The following is a 16,008-nucleotide window of genomic DNA, read 5'->3' as shown; positions in this document are numbered from 1 at the left end:
TCCTTTCTGCTTGTTCTGGAGGAAGATGGCGCGAAATCCTGGCAGAACACCTTGCAAGCAGCATCCCTTGTCAGAGCGGGAACGGCTTTTGTCGCCTTGCAGGGCAAGCCGCCAGCAGCACGTCCTTGTCACGTCCATCTCGCAGGAGGGCGCGGGGATTGCAAGGTGTTTCGCCAGGATTCCAGGCACGGTTTCACTGTAGGCAGAGCCGCGCTTTCCGGGTGTAAGAATAAACCCCGAGCTGCTGCCAGCCTGCGTGACGCAAGTCGCACCAATGGCGTATCCTGCAGCCATGCCTGCCACCTCTGCTGCCGATTCCCGCCTGCCGGCCCTGCGCCTGGCCGCGCTTGCCCTGCTGGCCATTCTTGCCATCTCGGGCTGGATGGCGGGCGACAAGGCCACCTGGCTGCTGGAAACCCTGCCGGTGATGATTGCGCTGCCGCTGCTGGCCTTCACGCACCGGCGCTATCCGCTCACCACGCTGCTGTATGTGCTGGCCTTTCTGCACTGTCTGGTGCTGATCTACGGCGGCATCTACACCTATGCCGAAACACCATTCGGCTTCTGGCTGCGCGACTGGCTGGGCACGCAGCGCAACCCTTACGACAAGATCGGGCACTTCATGCAGGGCTTCGTGCCTGCTGTTGCCGCGCGCGAGATCCTGCTGCGCGGCAACCATGTACGCGGCCCGCGCATGCGCTTCTTCCTGGTGCTATGCGTGGTCATGGCCATCAGCGCCTGCTACGAACTGATCGAGTGGGGCGTGGCCCTGTTGTCCGACCAGGCAGCCGATGCCTTCCTCGGCACCCAGGGTGATCCGTGGGACACGCAATCCGACATGGGCTTTGCCCTGCTGGGCGGACTGTGCGCGCTGCTCTTGCTGCCCCGCCTGCACGACCGGCAGCTGCAGCGCCTGCCTGTCGCCAGCAGGATACCAACCCCACAGCCGGCACGACGCTGATTCTGGTTTATAGTGGGCATGTCACCCCATCGCAACCAGTCAGGAGGAAACCATGTCCAGTGTGGGCTATCACGAACCGGTCAATGAACTGAGCAAGGAAACGCGCGACATGCACCGCGCCATCGTCTCGCTGATGGAAGAGCTCGAAGCGGTCGACTGGTACAACCAGCGCGCCGATGCCTGCAGCGATCAGGACCTGCGCAAGGTGCTGGAACACAACCGCGACGAGGAAAAGGAACACGCCGCCATGACGCTGGAATGGATCCGCCGCAAGGATCCGGTGTTTTCCAAGTACCTGAAGGAATTCCTGTTCACCGACGGTCCGCTGGTGGATCTGGAAAACCACCAGCACTGAGCGCCGCTGCGCTTGCAAGCAGAACGGGTCCTGTCGGACCCGTTTTTTCTTGGCGGCTGCAGGGCGGCCTCAGAGAATCTGGTTCTTCTCGATGATGTACTCGATCAACAGCTTGGCCAGGAAGCCGGTGAAACCCAGACCCAGCGCCAGGAACAGCCAGAAGGTGCCGGTCTTGCCCGCCTTGGATTTCCACGCCAGGTTGGCGATGATGAACACCATGTAGAGCATGAAGGCGCCGATGCCAAAGGTCATGCCGAACTGGGCGATCTGTGCTTCCGTATAACCAAACATGGTGCGATTTCCGTAATGGGCCGTGCGTCTCTGGATTCAGTCCCGCCAGGGCGGCGGGACACAGTGCAAGCATAGCGGCATTTTGCTGCGATTCCGCCCGGGCCGCGCAAGTCCCCTGCCGGGCTTGCGGGCATCTTCTGCCGCCGTGCCAAAAGAAAGACCCGCCGGAGCGGGTCTGTCGTGCAGGCTCCCCGCAAAGGGAGCTTGGCTTGGATTTACTTCTTCTTGCCGGCAGCGCGCGGAGCCTGCTGCACGGGCTGGGAAGTCATCTCGTCGAACATCTGCTTCTGGCCGTCGTCCAGCTTGTTGTACAGGGCCAGGGACGCATCGTAGCGCTTGGTCAGGAAGGCGTTTTCCTCGGCACGCAGGTTCTTCAGGAACTCGATGCGCTGGGGCGTCTTCATGGCGTTGAACTGGGCAGCGCTGGGATTGCGGCTGGGGTTGAAGTTCTGCGTGTAGGCCGTCACGAAACCGTTCCAGGCAGATTCCTGGCCGGCGTTGATCTTCAGCACGTTCTTGAGTTGTGCAATCTGGTTCTGGGCGTTGGCGGCAGCATTGGCAGGGGCCTTCTGGGCCATCGCAACACCGCTGGTACCCAGCACGCCCATCATGGCAGCTGCGATCAGGGGCTTGGCAAAAGTCTTCGTAAAGGTCATGGTTTTCCTTGCAAAAGGTCACTGCGGCGAACCACCATGGCTACGCCGAATATGCACAGTATGCCCACAACAGCGGTCCGTCATGCGGCGCCGCGTGTGCATTTGTAAGCAATCAGGCTGATATTAGCATCCTGCGCGGGATGGTTACACATTCCGCAAGCTTGATGTCAGCCCGCAACAGCCATGGTACGGGGATTTTGCCGGCGGCGCGGCCTTGCCCGACATGCTGTCGATGACGGGGCAGTCCTCCCCTGTACCGCACTGGCTGGTGAGTTCGCGCAGGGCCTGCTTCATGAATTCGATTTCGGCGATGCGGCATTCGAGCAGTTCGATGTGCCTGTCGGCCAGTTCCTTGGCAGCCAGGCAGTTGTCACCGCCCTCGCGCCACATCTTCAGCAGCTTCTCGGTATCGTCCAGGCTGAAATCCACCGAGCGGCAGTGCTGGATGAAGCGCAGCGTATCCACGTCATCGCGCGAGTACAGGCGGTAGCCGCCACCGCTGCGCTGGATCTCGCCCAGCAGGCCCTGCGCCTCGTAGTGGCGCACCATCTTGGGCGTGAGGCCGGACAGCTTGGAGACCATGCCCACGTTGATCGGCCACTGGATGTCCTCGGTGAGCTCCGGTGGCAAGGGGCGAACCATGTCAAGCATCACAGTTGTCCTCCACCTGGTAGCCTTCCTCGCGGATCGCGCCGCAAACGCTCTCGGCATCGGCCACAGTCTGCACCTGCACCAGGTTGGCTTCACGGTCGATACTGACCACGGCACCTCCATCCACCTGCTGGATGGCACGGGTCACGGCCTTTTCGCAATGGCCGCAGGTCATTCCCTTGACGGTAAGACGGAGGGTTTGGGCTGTCATGAAGTACTCCTGGAAGGAAGATGTCGGCGCTTTTGCCGCTATCCTGCGTTGAAAACACTCTGCCGCAAGGCCGCAACGTGCGTGGTGTCTTGCGCCAAGGCCCCAACCTTGTCGACGTGACAAGGTTTAAGCTGTTGCCAATTATGTGGCAATTTTGACAACAACATGAATACCTCCGCCTCTCTCCCTACCGTCGATATCGGCATTGACGGCATGACCTGTGCTTCCTGCGTCGCGCGTGTCGAACGCGCGCTACGCAAGGTGGACGGCGTGCAGGATGCCAGCGTCAACCTGGCCACCGAATCAGCCCGCGTCACACTGGCCCCCGAACTGGCAGACACGGCGGCCGGGCAGGCTCCCGCCACCCTGCTGCGCGCCATCCGCAATGCCGGCTACACGCCACGCGCGAACAGCGGCCTGCAGCCGCTGGATGACAGCCGCATCTTCGGCGTACCGCGCGACTTTGCCCCGGTGCTGGCCGGTCTGCTGCTGTGCCTGCCGCTGGTCGCCCCCATGTTCCTGGCCCCGTTCATCGGCTCGGACGAGGCGCACAGCCTGGTGCCGGTGTGGCTGCAGTTCATCCTTGGCACCATCGTGCAGTTCACGCTGGGCCTGCGCTTCTACCGTGGCGCCTGGCATGCGCTCAAGCAGCGCACCGGCAACATGGAACTGCTAGTGGCCATCGGCACCACGGCCGCGTGGGGGCTGTCGCTGTGGCTGTGGTGGCGCCATGGCCTCTCGGCCGATGCCCGCCACGCTGCTGCGCATGGCGCACCGCATGTGTATTTCGAAAGCGCCGCCGTCGTCATCACGCTGGTGCAGCTGGGCAAGTGGCTGGAAATGCGCGCCCGGCGCCAGACCTCGCAGGCCATTGCCGCATTGCAGGCGCTGCGTCCGGACGTGGCGCACTGGCTGTCGCCCTTTGACGGAGAGCAGGACGTTCCCGTCTCCGAACTGCTGGTGGGCGACCGCGTGATGTTGCGCCCAGGCGAGCGTGTACCCGCCGACGCCCAGGTGGTGGAAGGCCGCAGCCAGATCGATGCCAGCATGCTCACCGGTGAACCGTTGCCGGTGGAAGTCGGGCCCGGAGACAAGGTGACCGGTGGCACGCTCAACGGCGGCGGCCTGCTGCAGTTGCAGGTGAGCGCCACGGCCGGTGAAGGCGTGCTGGCCCACATCATCCGGCTGGTGGAAGACGCGCAGGCGGCCAAGCCGCCGATCCAGAAGCTGGTGGACAAGGTGGCGGCCGTATTCGTGCCGGCCGTGCTGGTGGTGGCAGCGCTGACGCTGGTGGCCTGGCTGCTGGCCGGACTGCCGACCGAACAGGCCATTCTGCGCGCCGTGGCGGTGCTGGTGATTGCCTGCCCGTGTGCGCTGGGCCTGGCCACACCGGTAGCCATCATGGCCGGCACCGGTGTGGCGGCGAAGCACGGCATCCTGATCAAGGACAGCGTGGCGCTGGAGCGCGCGCATGAGGTGCAGGTGGTGGCATTCGACAAGACCGGCACGCTGACGCAGGGGCAGCCGGTGCTGGCTGCGCTGCAGCCTTTGCAGGCGGGAAGTGCGCTGATGACAGGTGAAGGCGATGGGGGGGTGCCCGGCAGCGTGGCGCCTGCAGCCGCGCAAGGGGCTGCGATGGCACCGCTCGCAGCTGCAACGGCACTGCAGCAAGGCAGCGAGCACCCACTGGCACTGGCGGTGCTGCGAGCGTTTGCGGAACAGACAACGGTGACGCCAGACGAGCCCGCAGCCCCCGCCATTCCCACCGCCCAGGATGTGCAGGCCATTGCCGGCCACGGCATCCAGGGACAGCTCGAGGACGGCGCCACCTGGTACCTCGGCAGCCTGCGCTGGATGGAACAGCTGCAGCCCGAGGCGGTCGGGACGGATACCGGCGAAACTTTCATGAAACACTGGCTGGCGCAGGGCGCCACCCTGTCCGCACTGGCACGGCAACAGCCGGGCGGCCCGGTGCAGCTGCAGGCGCTGCTGGCCTTCACCGACACACCCAAGCCGGAAGCAGCCGAAGCTGTCGGCAAGCTGCATGCTCAGGGCCTGCAGACCGTGCTGATCAGCGGCGACAACCGCGCCGCTGCGGAAGCGCTGGCACGCCGCGTCGGCCTGAAGCCGGAACAGGGCGAAGTGCAGGCAGAAGTGCTGCCGGCCGACAAGGCCAATGCCATCCGCGAACTGCAGCAGGGCAGCAGCGGCGAGCCCCGCGTGGTGGCCATGGTGGGCGACGGCATCAATGATGCACCCGCACTGGCTGCCGCCGATGTCGGCATGGCCATGGCCAACCCGCAGGGCGGCACCGATGTGGCGCTGCACGCCGCCGACGTGACGCTGATGCGCGGCGATGTGCGGCTGGTAGCCGGTGCCATCGCCATCTCGCGCGCCACCGTGCGCAAGATCCGCCAGAACCTGTTCTGGGCCTTTGCCTACAACGTGATCGGCATTCCGCTCGCCGCCTTCGGCATGCTCAGCCCGATGCTGGCAGGCGCCGCCATGGCGCTCAGTTCCGTTTCGGTCGTCAGCAACGCGCTGCTGCTGCGCCGCTGGAAGCCCTGAGCGTCAGGGCTTGCTCCAGCCTCAGTGTCCGCCGTGACCGGCGGACGCTTCCATGGCGGCTGCGGAGTGCGTAGCAGGCATGGGCACGCCGGACGGTGCGGCTGAGGCTGAGGCTGAGGCTGAGGCTGCACCAGCATCCGCTTCACCGGCGTGTGCTGGCATCGTTCCTGCTGCCTGCACATCGGCTGCATCTGCCGCACCATGCATGTCATGCGCCTGACCTGCAGGCACCTGCCAGCCCAGCAGCCCCGGATCGGCCATGCCGGCAATCATGGCCACATGGCCCAGCACCAGGAACAGCGCAATGCAGATGGCCTGCAGCTTGCGCCTGGTCCATACATCGGCACCCCGGTTGATCAGGCCCAGCTGCTGCAACGCCACCACCACCAGCGGCAGTCCGCCCAGCAGATAGCTGCCGACCGCGATCACGTCGATCGCCGTGCGCCAGCTGCCGCTCTGCGTGATCGGCACCACCGCCTGTGGCACCAGCCAGGCAATCACGCCGATGAAGTACAGGCCAACGGCAATGCCGACCCAACGATTGAGGGACGCCACCCGGCCGTCCAGCTTGCGCGTGAACAGCAGGTAGAGCTCGGTGATGGCCAGGGTTTCGGCCAGGATGACCGGAATGGCCATGAAGAGGATCAGGTTCCAGGGCTGGTTGGTGGCCAGCAGTTCCATGTAATGCGTCATGTTCATGACAAAAACTCCAGAAAAAAGGCAGCCGCAGGCACGGCCGGATCAGGCCGGCACGGCTGAAAAAACAAACACAGGGGAAGTCATCCCGCCTGGGAGCAGGCGGGTTTTTCTGGAGTCAGACCGCAGGTGGGCGGTAGGGCACGTCGATGCGCTCGGACAGCCTCAGGTCCCGCACGCGGGCGTGCAGTGTGGCCGGAGCAGGATCGGCGGGAAGCAGCAGCGGCAGTTCTGCCAGCAAGGGAGGCAGGCAGCACACATGGCCGCTGGCATGGTGCTGGGTACCTGTGCCGTGGGAGGAAGGGCAGGGACTGTGGGAACTGTGCACGTTCCCGGGGGCGTCGGCATGGTCTGCAGCATGCCCGTGGAAATCCGCATGTTGGGAACAGGGTTGCATGGCTGCTTCTGACGACTGCGACAGGGCCGCCTGCAGGTGTGCCGCATGCGCTGCAGACATGGCCTGCGAAGAACCCGCCACGGAAGCATCAACTGACCCATGCCCTGCATGCAGCGGCCCACCCAGCAACAGGGACAGGCACAACAGCAGCAAGGTCAGCAGACGCATGCTGCGATTTTAGTGGGGTGGAGCCTGTCTGCGCTGTCGCGTTCGCGGTACATCGCCGTCCTGCCTGATTGCGCTCAAGCCGGCGGGTTCACTGTCTGGGCCAGATGACAGGCGAGGTGCAGCGCAGTGGCGCGAATGCACTCAGGCCGGCTTGTTCAGCACCGGACGGGCCAGCACGGCATCTTCCTTCGCCACGCTGTAGCCATCACCGCCCATCTTGCCCAGCGTCTGGTGTTGCCCCAGGGAGATCTCGCCATTGGCCTCGACCGACTCGTGCACGTGGATGGCCACCACGTCCAGCAGCATCATGGTGCCGCCCATGGGGTTGCTGGCCACCGGCAGGATCTGGCGCAGACGGCATTCGTAGCGCACCGGCGCAATCGCCACGCCGGGCACGGACACATGCACGCTGGGAGCCCGCTCGATACCGGCTGCATCGAATTCGCTCACATCCGGCGGATAGTCGCCGGCGCAGGCGTTCATCAGCTCCAGCTGGACGCTGCTGGCCACGTTGACCACGCATTCGCCCCTCTGCTGCAGATTGCTCAGCGTGTCCTTGTGCGGGCGCTCGGCGGGGCGGTTGGGCGGATTCACCTGCGTCACGGCCAGCACCGGCGGCTGCACGCTGGCCACGGTGAAAAAGGAGTAGGGCGCCAGGTTGTCCACACCTTCGGCACTGCGCGTGCTGACCCAGGCAATCGGGCGCGGCACCACGCCGCTGGTGAGCAGGCGGTACACATGGGGCACATCACGCGGGGTATCGGCAAGCAGGTCGACAAGCATGGACATTCCTTGAACAGCAATTCAATCTACCGATGAATATAGCATCAGGGCTTACCCGAGGGGCCCCGGAAGCACCGGAACCCTGTGCTAACGTAGTCGGATGACCACGCCACCCGCCCCATCCGGCCCGTTTTCCCTGCGCGGCATGGTGCTGCTGGCGCTGGCCCTGTCCCTGGCCGCCGCCATCTCGCTGGGTGTGACGCGCTTTGCCTACAGCCTGCTGCTGCCGGTGATGCGTGCCGACCTGCAATGGAGCTATACCGTTGCTGGCGCCATGAATACCGTCAATGCCGCCGGCTATCTGGTGGGCGCGCTACTGATGCCGCGTCTGGTGCAGCATGTCTCGCACGAACGCATCGTGCTGGCGAGCGCACTGCTGGCCAGCATCCTGATGGCTGTTTCCGGCCTGTTCACCGATACTGCCACGCTGCTGGCACTGCGCCTGCTGGCTGGTGTGCTGAGCGCCACGCTGTTTGTCGGCGGCGGGTTGCTGGCAGCGCGCCTGAGCAGCTATGCGCCGGCCCATGGCGGACTGCTGCTGGGCCTGTACTACGGTGGCACTGGCTGGGGCATTGCCGGCTCTGCCCTGTGGGTGCCGCTGGCACTGGAACTCAGCACCGGACAGGCGCACAGCTGGCAATCGTCCTGGTGGCTGCTGGGCGGCATGTGCCTGCTGGCCATGATCGGCCTGCTACTGGCCCGGCCCTGGCTGCACAAGCTGTGGCAACGCACGCCGCCGCCCAAGCCGGCTCCTGCGCATGCTGTTGCCAGCAACACAACCCAGCCGGACCGCTTCCGCTGGGGCCAGTTCGGCTTTGCGCTGGCGGCCTATTTCCAGTTCGGCCTGGGCTATATCGGTTACATGACCTTCATCATCGCGCTGCTGCGCAGCAGTGGCGCTTCCTCGCTGGAAATCACGGTGTTCTATACGCTGCTGGGTCTGGCTGTGGTGGCTTCCGGCCGCATCTGGGCGCGCCTGCTGGACCGCTACCACGGCGGTCAGGCTCTTGCCATCCTGAGTGCGCTGCTGGGCCTGGCCACGCTGCTGCCGGTGCTGTCCACCCATCCGCTGCTGGCCATGGTGTCCGGTGTGCTGTTCGGCGCCACCTTCCTGTCCGTCGTGGCCTCCACCACCGCCCTGGTGCGGCACAACCTCGCACCCGATGCCTGGGTGAGCGGCATCAGCGCCTTCACCATCGTGTTCGCGTTTGGGCAGGTACTCGGCCCTGCCATCGTCGGCTGGATTTCCGATGGCCCGGGCGGCCTGCAACGCGGCTTTCTGGCCTCCGCACTGGCCCTGTGGCTGGGAGCCCTGCTGGCCAGCCGGCAAAAGGCGCTGACGGGCCGCTGAGGGTGTGTTGCCGGGGATATCTCCCGACAACTGGAGATCACACTGACTTCCCTCTCTGGAGGTTACCGTATCGCGCTAATGCCCATCCAGCTGTGGCAGCTTCACGCCCAGAAATGCCAGCAGCAGGCGCGCACCGGCAATCGCCACCGAAGCCACCACGGTGCTCCAGAACACATCCAGCCATTGCAGCTGCAGCAGGAGCAGCAGCCCCCAGTTGCCAACAAAGGCCACGCTGGCGTAGGGTGTGGGATCGCTCATCAGCATGGGCTTTTCATTGCAGGCGATGTCGCGCAGCAAGCCTCCGAAAGTGGCGGCAATCACGCCAATCATCACCGCCGGCAGGGCTGGCCAGTCCAGCTGCAGCGCCATCTGGGTGCCGGTGGCGCTGAAGATGCCCAGACCGATCGCATCCGCCACCAGGATCACCCGATTGGAAAACAGCCGCGATGACAGCCGCAGCGTCAGACTGCCCAGCAAGGCCATGGCAAGAACGCCCCAGAGCAGGCTGCTGTTCTTCACCCAGTAGAACGGGCGCTGGTCCAGCAGGATATCGCGCAGCGTTCCACCGCCGAATGCCGCCAGAAAGATGGCAATGAAGCTACCCACCGCGTCCAGCCGGTGCTGCTTGGCAACGAACAGGCCGGAGAGGGCGAACGCAAAGATAGCGATCACTTCCAGGGTGGTAAAGACAAGACGGGGATCGAGGGAAAGCTCCATGGAGCGATTGTAGGCATGCGCCTGCCATCCGGCATGGCGATCACGCTGGTGCCGCCTTCCGTCATCGGGGCAAAAAACAGACCGTGACGGTCTTCGCACGGCGCGAAAAAGTTGTCCCCGGTATTTCTTTGAACGGTATATATAAATAGTAGTAGATAGTAGAGGGTCGCCGCTTTCTGTGGACAAGCTGCTTTTTGCACGCCAAATCATCAGCTTGCGATGCAGCACAAGCGCTGTATGACTATGCTTCGCTGCTGTCCGCGAACAGACAACAAGTTGGGGACAAGCCAAAGTCCTGTGGATAAGCCACCAGTTGCTCAAGAACTATCCACACAGTTATGCACTGCGGGCTTGTGGGCGGAATCAGGAGGTGCCGGGGCTCGTCAGGCGTTCGAGTTCGGCCAGGAAATGCATGGCGTGGACACGGTTTTCCGCGTCACTCGCGGCCGTTCCGCACATCTCGGGCCCAGGCTGCAGGCTGGCGCAAACTGCAGGGCGACGCGGGTCGCCGAACAGGCGGCAACGGAGATCGGCATCGAGCTGCACACAGGGCACGCCGGCCGGCTTGCTGTGGCTGCCGGGGCCATCCAGATCGGGAATGGGGCCGCTGATGCTTGGGGCGATGCAGCAGGCGGCGCAGCCGGAGCGGCAGGCAAAGGGAGCGGTGGGGGAGTTGCTGGGCATGGCCGGATTGTAGAAGTCCCGTCGCAAGCCCGCGTCACCATTGGGTTTTATCGCCAGAAACGCAACACGGAAGACGGTGCAGCCGGTACAATGCAGGGCTTGCATCGGCAAGAAGTTTGATCCAACACGCCCCTGCCTCAGGTTGTTTTCCGGAGTGCGCGGCGTGTTTTTTGTCTACCAGCCAGCGGCTGGCACAGCGCATGATTTATCCCCAGCAATTTGACGTGATCGTGGTCGGTGGCGGCCATGCCGGTACCGAGGCCGCCCTGGCCGCGGCGCGCATGGGTTGCCAGACCCTGCTGCTCACCCACAATATCGAGACCCTCGGCCAGATGAGTTGCAACCCCAGCATCGGCGGGATCGGCAAGGGCCATTTGGTAAAGGAAGTGGATGCGCTGGGCGGTGCCATGGCACTGGCCACCGATGAGGGTGGCATCCAGTTCCGCATCCTCAACTCCAGCAAGGGCCCGGCCGTGCGCGCCACGCGGGCGCAGGCCGACCGCATCCTGTACAAGGCGGCCATCCGCCGCATGCTGGAGAACCAGCCGAACCTGTGGTTGTTCCAGCAGGCGGTGACCGATCTGCTGGTGGAAGGTGAACGTGTGGCCGGTGCCGTGACGGAAGTGGGCATCACCTTCCGGGGCCGCACCGTGGTGCTGACGGCGGGTACCTTCCTGGATGGTCGCATCCATGTGGGCCTGAACAACTACCAGGCCGGACGTGCAGGAGATCCGCCGGCAGTGTCGCTGTCGGCGCGCCTGAAGGAACTGCAGCTGCCGCAGGGCCGACTCAAGACCGGAACACCGCCGCGTCTGGATGGACGCAGCATCGATTTCAGCCAGTGTGAAGAACAGCCCGGCGACGGCATGCCCGGTGGCATGAGTCCCGACATGCCGGTGTTCAGCTTCATGGGCAAGGCCGGCATGCACCCGCAGCAGATGCCCTGCTGGATCACCCATACCAATGCGCGCACGCATGACATCATCCGCAGCGGCTTCGACCGCAGCCCGATGTTTACCGGCAAGATCGAAGGGGTGGGGCCGCGCTATTGCCCGAGCGTGGAAGACAAGATCAACCGCTTTGCCGACAAGGAAAGCCACCAGATCTTTCTGGAGCCCGAAGGCCTGACCACCAACGAGTACTATCCCAATGGCATCAGCACCTCGCTGCCGTTCGACATCCAGCTGGCGCTGGTACGTTCCATGCCTGGTCTGGAGAACTGTCACATCCTGCGCCCGGGCTATGCCATCGAATACGACTACTTCGATCCGCGCAGCCTGACGGCCACCTTCGAGACACAGCAGATCAAGGGCCTGTTCTTTGCCGGCCAGATCAACGGCACCACCGGCTACGAAGAAGCAGCAGCCCAGGGCCTGTTTGCCGGTTTGAACGCCGCGCTGCAGTGCAAGGGCGAAGCCCCCTGGACGCCACGCCGCGATGAAGCCTATCTGGGCGTTCTGGTGGATGACCTGATCACCAAGGGCGTGACCGAACCGTATCGCATGTTCACCAGCCGTGCCGAGTTCCGCCTGCAGCTGCGCGAGGACAATGCCGACATGCGCCTGACCGAAATCGGCCGCAAGCTGGGTCTGGTGGATGATGCACGCTGGGATGTCTTCAACCGCAAGCGTGATGCTGTTTCACGTGAAACAGAACGCCTGAAGGCGACCTGGGTCAACCCGCAGATGCTGCCCGCTGAAGAAGCGCAACGGGTGTTGGGTAAAGCCATTGAGCACGAATACAACCTGGCCGATTTGCTGCGCCGGCCGGAAGTGGATTACCAGACCCTGATGTCGATGGATGGCGGGAAGTTTGCCAATACCGATCTGACGGCCGATGTTTCACGTGAAACCGGTGGCGATTTTGTGGACGCCGTGATCGAGCAGGTGGAGATCGGTATCAAGTACGCCGGCTACATCGATCGCCAGAAGTCCGAAGTGGAGCGTGCAGCGGCCTACGAAAGCCTGGCACTGCCCGAAGACTTTGACTACATGCAGGTGCCTGCACTCAGCATCGAAGTGCGCCAAAAGCTGAATCGCCACAAGCCGGCAACCCTGGGTCAGGCATCGCGCATCAGTGGCATCACGCCAGCGGCCATTTCGCTGTTGCTGATCCACCTGAAGAAGTCCCGCAAGGATTTCGGCCAGACATCGGCGCAGAAGGGGGATGCGTGATGCGAGCGTTGCAGGAAGAATTGTTGCAAGGTCTGGATGCCTTGCAACTGTCGCTGTCGGATGCGCAGGTGTCGCAGTTGCTGGACTATCTGGAACTGCTGCAGAAGTGGAACCGTGTGTACAACCTCACGGCAGTGCGCGATCCGCAAGAAATGCTGACGCACCATCTGCTGGATAGCCTGGCGGCAGTGCCGCCGTTGCAGCGTCATGTGCAGCAGCAGGGAAGCAAGACCTTGCTGGATGTGGGCTCTGGCGGTGGATTACCGGGCGTGGTGTTTGCCATCTGCGTGCCTGAGCTGCAGGTGAGTTGTGTGGATACCGTTGGCAAGAAAGCTGCCTTTATCCAGCAGGCTGCTGCGGGCTTGCGCCTGGCCAATCTGCGGGGCATCCATGCAAGGGTGGAGCAGTTGACTGACGTGTACGACGTGGTGAGCAGTCGTGCCTTTGCGACGCTGAAAGATTTTACCGATTGGTCGCAACAGGCGCTGGCTCCTGAAGGAGTGTGGCTGGCGATGAAGGGCAAGGAGCCTGTGGATGAAATGGCTGCGTTGTCTTCCAGCGTGGAGGTGTTTCACGTGGAACAACTGACGGTGCCGATGCTGGATGCGCAGCGCTGTATTGTGTGGATGCGTAAAGTGGTCGCTTGATCGCGTTCTGGTGGTGGGCATATTTGTACCGCTGCAATCGGTGAGTGGGCAGTCGTTCGTTTCGATTCAGGAATCATTGTTTGTGATGTTCCGTCTTGGGAGTGCAGCGCAAGCAGGCCGGCTCATACTCGCTGCGCTCGCGAAATCGCCTGCCTGCTTGCGCTGCACTCCCAAGACTACCGGGTGCCCTTTACCCCTTTCTTCTTCCCAATTTTTTGACTAACGGCCCATTGCTTCGGAGTGTTTCTCTCTCGGCTCAGCGATTTCGTGAGCGAAGCGAGCATGAGCAGAGTCGAGAGAGAAACACTCCGAAGCCAACCCGTTCGTCAAATAACACTCCCGCATTTTTGAAAACGTACAATGCAGGGGTTTACTCCACAACCGAAAGCAAACAGCATGGCCAGAATCTTTTGTGTCGCCAACCAGAAGGGAGGTGTCGGCAAAACCACCACCACCGTCAACCTGGCGGCAGGATTGGCCAAGGTCGGGCAGCGCGTGCTGCTGGTCGATCTGGATCCGCAAGGCAATGCCACCATGGGATCCAACCTCGACAAGCGCGATCTGGACCCCAGCGTGTACGACGTATTGCTGGAGGAATGCGGCGTCAAGGAAGCACGACGCACGGCCGAGAAGTGCGGCTATGACGTGCTCGGTGCCAACCGCGAACTGGCTGGCGCCGAAGTGGAACTGGTCACCCAGGATCGCCGCGAAAAGCGCCTGAAGCTGGCGCTGGCCAAGGTCAAGAACGACTACGACTTTATCCTGATCGACTGCCCGCCGGCGCTGTCGCTGCTTACGCTCAACGGCCTGTGCGCAGCGCATGGCGTGATCGTGCCCATGCAGTGCGAATACTTTGCGCTGGAAGGCCTGACCGATCTGGTCAACACGATTCGCCAGGTGCATGCCAACCTCAATCCCCAGCTGAAAATCATCGGCCTGCTGCGCGTGATGTTCGATCCGCGCATCACGCTGCAGCAGCAGGTCAGCGACCAGCTCAAGGACCATTTTGGCGACAAGGTCTTCAACACCGTCATCCCGCGCAACGTGCGTCTGGCCGAGGCGCCCAGCTACGGGCTGCCCGGCGTGGTGTTCGACCCGTCGGCCAAGGGCAGCAAGGCCTTCGTGGAGTTCGCCCAGGAAATGGTCGATCGCCTCAAGCAGCCGGCATGAGTGATTCGCAGCTGCGGATATTGACCCTGCCGGGCTGGAACGGCAGCGGGCCTGAGCACTGGCAAAGCCGCTGGGAGCAGCAGCACGGGTTTCAGCGCGTCGAGCAGCATGACTGGCAGCAGCCCCTGCGGGGGGACTGGATGATCCAGATGGAGGAGGCGGTGCTGTCCAGTGAGACGCCCGTGGTTCTGGTCGCACACAGTCTGGGCTGTCATCTGGTGGCGGCCTGGGCTGCGCACAGCCGTCAGGCACACAAGGTGCAGGCGGCGCTGCTGGTGGCACCTGCCGATCTGGACATTTCCCTGCTGCAGTCCCTGCACAGCTGGCACAACATGGTGCTGCAGCCGCTGCCGTTTGCCAGCACGGTGCTGGCCAGCAGCGATGATGTCTGGTGCAGCCTGGAGCGTGCAGCATGGCTGGCATCGGCCTGGGGCAGCACCCTGGTGGATATCGGCCCCTGCGGCCACATCAACAGCGAAAGCGGACTGGGTGACTGGCCTCAGGGACTGCAGCAACTGCAGGATCTGATCGCGCGCAGCACGCCGGTCGCCTAGACTCGAGAGAACAAGGAGAAGCTTATGGCAACCAAACGCAACAAGGGCCTGGGACGCGGACTGGAAGCGCTGCTCGGCCCCCGCCTGCAGGAAGGCGCCGCCGGCGACATGGCGCTCGATACGCCGTTCGACATGGAGCGTGGCGAGCGCTCCCCCTCCACGCTGCTGCTCGATCAGATGGTGCCCGGCATGTACCAGCCGCGCACGCGCATGGACGAGGGCGCGCTGTATGAGCTGGCCGAGAGCATCAAGGTGCAGGGCATCATGCAGCCGATCCTGGTGCGCAAGCTGGGAGAGGGCGAGCAGGCTGGCAAATACGAGATCATTGCGGGCGAACGCCGTTTTCGTGCCGCCCGTCTGGCGGGTCTGGACAGCGTGCCGGTGCTGGTGCGCAACGTGCCGGATGAAGCCGCCGCCGCCATGGCGCTGATCGAGAACATCCAGCGCGAAGACCTGAATCCGCTGGAAGAGGCGCAGGGCCTGCAGCGTCTGGTGCGCGAATTCGGCCTGACGCATGAGCAGGCGGCGCAGGCCGTGGGACGCAGTCGCAGCGCTGCCAGCAACCTGCTGCGACTGCTGCAGCTGGCCGAGCCGGTGCAGACCATGCTGATGGCGGGGGATCTGGACATGGGCCATGCACGTGCGCTGCTGAGCCTGGAAAAGGCCAACCAGATCAACGCGGCCAACCAGATTGCCGGCAAGAAGATGTCGGTGCGCGAAGCCGAGCGCCTGGTGAAGAAGCTGGGTGAGGATTTCGAGCTCAAGACCGTGCGACCCAAGCGCGACAAGAGCGGGGACGTGCGCAGTGTCGAGGAAGAGCTGTCCGACCTGCTCGCTGCCCAGGTCGAGGTGCGCGTGAAGAAGCGCGTCAAGCGCCACGGCAAGCTCGAAGAGGTGGGCGAGCTGGCGATTCAGTTCGGCTCGCTGGAGGAACTCAACGGTCTGATTGACCGCCTGCGCGGGTAAGCAGGCCC

General features: G+C 63.6%; 18 protein-coding genes. 9 read left to right on the top strand and 9 right to left on the bottom strand.

The features are described from left to right. The first annotated feature begins 292 nt into the window (after positions 1-292). Together BMW28_RS08770 and BMW28_RS08765 are read left to right on the top strand one after the other, a co-directional pair. Complete coding sequence (locus BMW28_RS08770) at positions 293-961, top strand: DUF2238 domain-containing protein (RefSeq protein ID WP_091816954.1); 669 nt, start codon at positions 293-295, stop codon at positions 959-961. Between the two features lie 52 nt (positions 962-1,013). Continuing rightward, positions 1,014-1,316 (top strand): encapsulin-associated ferritin-like protein, encoded by a 303-nt coding sequence (locus BMW28_RS08765; protein WP_091816751.1) that lies wholly within the window; start codon positions 1,014-1,016, stop codon positions 1,314-1,316. A 69-nt stretch (positions 1,317-1,385) separates the two neighbouring features. Here BMW28_RS08765 and BMW28_RS08760 read toward each other — a convergent pair whose 3' ends face one another. The 4 genes from BMW28_RS08760 to BMW28_RS08745 form a co-directional block, all read right to left on the bottom strand. Then, positions 1,386-1,607, bottom strand: a complete 222-nt coding sequence (locus BMW28_RS08760; RefSeq protein ID WP_091816748.1) for a DUF2788 domain-containing protein — start codon at positions 1,605-1,607, stop codon at positions 1,386-1,388. 215 nt (positions 1,608-1,822) lie between these two features. After that, positions 1,823-2,263 carry a Spy/CpxP family protein refolding chaperone gene (locus BMW28_RS08755; RefSeq protein ID WP_091816745.1) on the bottom strand — a complete coding sequence of 147 codons (441 nt, stop codon included), beginning with the start codon at positions 2,261-2,263 and terminating at the stop codon, positions 1,823-1,825. A gap of 144 nt (positions 2,264-2,407) precedes the next feature. Continuing rightward, on the bottom strand, positions 2,408-2,914 hold the full coding sequence (locus BMW28_RS08750) for a MerR family transcriptional regulator (RefSeq protein WP_159430740.1): 507 nt from the start codon (positions 2,912-2,914) through the stop codon (positions 2,408-2,410). Then, positions 2,907-3,125, bottom strand: coding sequence for a heavy-metal-associated domain-containing protein (locus tag BMW28_RS08745; protein WP_091816951.1), 219 nt, complete (start codon positions 3,123-3,125; stop codon positions 2,907-2,909). Before BMW28_RS08745 ends, BMW28_RS08750 begins: the two co-directional genes overlap by 8 nt. Before the next feature lie 165 nt (positions 3,126-3,290). On the opposite strand from BMW28_RS08745, the gene BMW28_RS08740 reads away from it, so the two are divergent. Then, a complete protein-coding gene (locus BMW28_RS08740; RefSeq protein ID WP_091816739.1) occupies positions 3,291-5,693 on the top strand; it encodes a heavy metal translocating P-type ATPase in 2,403 nt (800 codons plus the stop codon). A 21-nt stretch (positions 5,694-5,714) separates the two neighbouring features. Here the strand turns inward: BMW28_RS08740 and BMW28_RS08735 are convergent, their stop codons facing one another. The 3 genes from BMW28_RS08735 to BMW28_RS08725 form a co-directional block, all read right to left on the bottom strand. After that, positions 5,715-6,392 carry a DUF6803 family protein gene (locus tag BMW28_RS08735; protein WP_200785768.1) on the bottom strand — a complete coding sequence of 226 codons (678 nt, stop codon included), beginning with the start codon at positions 6,390-6,392 and terminating at the stop codon, positions 5,715-5,717. 115 nt (positions 6,393-6,507) lie between these two features. Continuing rightward, positions 6,508-6,954 carry a hypothetical protein gene (locus tag BMW28_RS08730; RefSeq protein WP_091816735.1) on the bottom strand — a complete coding sequence of 149 codons (447 nt, stop codon included), beginning with the start codon at positions 6,952-6,954 and terminating at the stop codon, positions 6,508-6,510. Positions 6,955-7,095: 141 nt separating this feature from the next. After that, a complete protein-coding gene (locus BMW28_RS08725) occupies positions 7,096-7,737 on the bottom strand; it encodes a flavin reductase family protein (RefSeq protein WP_091816948.1) in 642 nt (213 codons plus the stop codon). Between the two features lie 100 nt (positions 7,738-7,837). Here BMW28_RS08725 and BMW28_RS08720 point away from each other — a divergent pair, with 100 nt between their 5' ends. After that, positions 7,838-9,088 (top strand): YbfB/YjiJ family MFS transporter, encoded by a 1,251-nt coding sequence (locus BMW28_RS08720; RefSeq protein WP_091816732.1) that lies wholly within the window; start codon positions 7,838-7,840, stop codon positions 9,086-9,088. A gap of 75 nt (positions 9,089-9,163) precedes the next feature. On the opposite strand, the gene BMW28_RS08715 is transcribed toward BMW28_RS08720, so the two are convergent. Beyond that, positions 9,164-9,805, bottom strand: coding sequence for a trimeric intracellular cation channel family protein (locus tag BMW28_RS08715; RefSeq protein ID WP_091816729.1), 642 nt, complete (start codon positions 9,803-9,805; stop codon positions 9,164-9,166). Between the two features lie 363 nt (positions 9,806-10,168). Further along, positions 10,169-10,489, bottom strand: a complete 321-nt coding sequence (locus BMW28_RS08710) for a YkgJ family cysteine cluster protein (RefSeq protein ID WP_091816726.1) — start codon at positions 10,487-10,489, stop codon at positions 10,169-10,171. A gap of 200 nt (positions 10,490-10,689) precedes the next feature. Between BMW28_RS08710 and mnmG the strand changes: the two genes are divergently transcribed. The 5 genes from mnmG to BMW28_RS08685 all read left to right on the top strand — a co-directional run bounded on the left by mnmG (position 10,690) and on the right by BMW28_RS08685 (position 16,000). After that, entirely contained in the window at positions 10,690-12,663 is a 1,974-nt protein-coding gene (gene mnmG / locus BMW28_RS08705; RefSeq protein WP_091816946.1) for a tRNA uridine-5-carboxymethylaminomethyl(34) synthesis enzyme MnmG, read from the top strand. Next, a complete protein-coding gene (gene rsmG / locus BMW28_RS08700; protein WP_091816723.1) occupies positions 12,663-13,310 on the top strand; it encodes a 16S rRNA (guanine(527)-N(7))-methyltransferase RsmG in 648 nt (215 codons plus the stop codon). Before mnmG ends, rsmG begins: the two co-directional genes overlap by 1 nt. A 396-nt stretch (positions 13,311-13,706) precedes the next feature. Continuing rightward, positions 13,707-14,480 (top strand): ParA family protein, encoded by a 774-nt coding sequence (locus BMW28_RS08695; RefSeq protein WP_091816719.1) that lies wholly within the window; start codon positions 13,707-13,709, stop codon positions 14,478-14,480. Next, the gene (locus BMW28_RS08690) at positions 14,477-15,034 is read left to right on the top strand and encodes an RBBP9/YdeN family alpha/beta hydrolase (protein ID WP_091816717.1); all 558 of its coding nucleotides are present in this window, start codon (positions 14,477-14,479) and stop codon (positions 15,032-15,034) included. Before BMW28_RS08695 ends, BMW28_RS08690 begins: the two co-directional genes overlap by 4 nt. A 24-nt stretch (positions 15,035-15,058) precedes the next feature. Continuing rightward, positions 15,059-16,000, top strand: a complete 942-nt coding sequence (locus BMW28_RS08685; protein ID WP_091816714.1) for a ParB/RepB/Spo0J family partition protein — start codon at positions 15,059-15,061, stop codon at positions 15,998-16,000. The last annotated feature ends 8 nt before the right edge of the window (positions 16,001-16,008 follow it).

It is taken from the genome of Allobrachymonas denitrificans DSM 15123, assembly GCF_900110225.1.
GTDB lineage: Bacteria > Pseudomonadota > Gammaproteobacteria > Burkholderiales > Burkholderiaceae_C > Brachymonas > Brachymonas denitrificans.
The sequence above is the reverse complement of the archived record's forward strand: the minus strand, read 5'-3'. Positions and strand labels throughout refer to the sequence as shown.

Bases quoted from the DNA above. Each gene is read 5' to 3' on its own strand.
- BMW28_RS08770 (WP_091816954.1), top strand. From the start codon at position 293: ATGCCTGCCACCTCTGCTGCCGATTCCCGCCTGCCGGCCCTGCGCCTG.
- BMW28_RS08765 (WP_091816751.1), top strand. From the start codon at position 1,014: ATGTCCAGTGTGGGCTATCACGAACCGGTCAATGAACTGAGCAAGGAA.
- BMW28_RS08760 (WP_091816748.1), bottom strand. From the start codon at position 1,607: ATGTTTGGTTATACGGAAGCACAGATCGCCCAGTTCGGCATGACCTTT.
- BMW28_RS08755 (WP_091816745.1), bottom strand. From the start codon at position 2,263: ATGACCTTTACGAAGACTTTTGCCAAGCCCCTGATCGCAGCTGCCATG.
- BMW28_RS08750 (WP_159430740.1), bottom strand. From the start codon at position 2,914: ATGCTTGACATGGTTCGCCCCTTGCCACCGGAGCTCACCGAGGACATC.
- BMW28_RS08745 (WP_091816951.1), bottom strand. From the start codon at position 3,125: ATGACAGCCCAAACCCTCCGTCTTACCGTCAAGGGAATGACCTGCGGC.
- BMW28_RS08740 (WP_091816739.1), top strand. From the start codon at position 3,291: ATGAATACCTCCGCCTCTCTCCCTACCGTCGATATCGGCATTGACGGC.
- BMW28_RS08735 (WP_200785768.1), bottom strand. From the start codon at position 6,392: ATGAACATGACGCATTACATGGAACTGCTGGCCACCAACCAGCCCTGG.
- BMW28_RS08730 (WP_091816735.1), bottom strand. From the start codon at position 6,954: ATGCGTCTGCTGACCTTGCTGCTGTTGTGCCTGTCCCTGTTGCTGGGT.
- BMW28_RS08725 (WP_091816948.1), bottom strand. From the start codon at position 7,737: ATGCTTGTCGACCTGCTTGCCGATACCCCGCGTGATGTGCCCCATGTG.
- BMW28_RS08720 (WP_091816732.1), top strand. From the start codon at position 7,838: ATGACCACGCCACCCGCCCCATCCGGCCCGTTTTCCCTGCGCGGCATG.
- BMW28_RS08715 (WP_091816729.1), bottom strand. From the start codon at position 9,805: ATGGAGCTTTCCCTCGATCCCCGTCTTGTCTTTACCACCCTGGAAGTG.
- BMW28_RS08710 (WP_091816726.1), bottom strand. From the start codon at position 10,489: ATGCCCAGCAACTCCCCCACCGCTCCCTTTGCCTGCCGCTCCGGCTGC.
- mnmG (WP_091816946.1), top strand. From the start codon at position 10,690: ATGATTTATCCCCAGCAATTTGACGTGATCGTGGTCGGTGGCGGCCAT.
- rsmG (WP_091816723.1), top strand. From the start codon at position 12,663: ATGCGAGCGTTGCAGGAAGAATTGTTGCAAGGTCTGGATGCCTTGCAA.
- BMW28_RS08695 (WP_091816719.1), top strand. From the start codon at position 13,707: ATGGCCAGAATCTTTTGTGTCGCCAACCAGAAGGGAGGTGTCGGCAAA.
- BMW28_RS08690 (WP_091816717.1), top strand. From the start codon at position 14,477: ATGAGTGATTCGCAGCTGCGGATATTGACCCTGCCGGGCTGGAACGGC.
- BMW28_RS08685 (WP_091816714.1), top strand. From the start codon at position 15,059: ATGGCAACCAAACGCAACAAGGGCCTGGGACGCGGACTGGAAGCGCTG.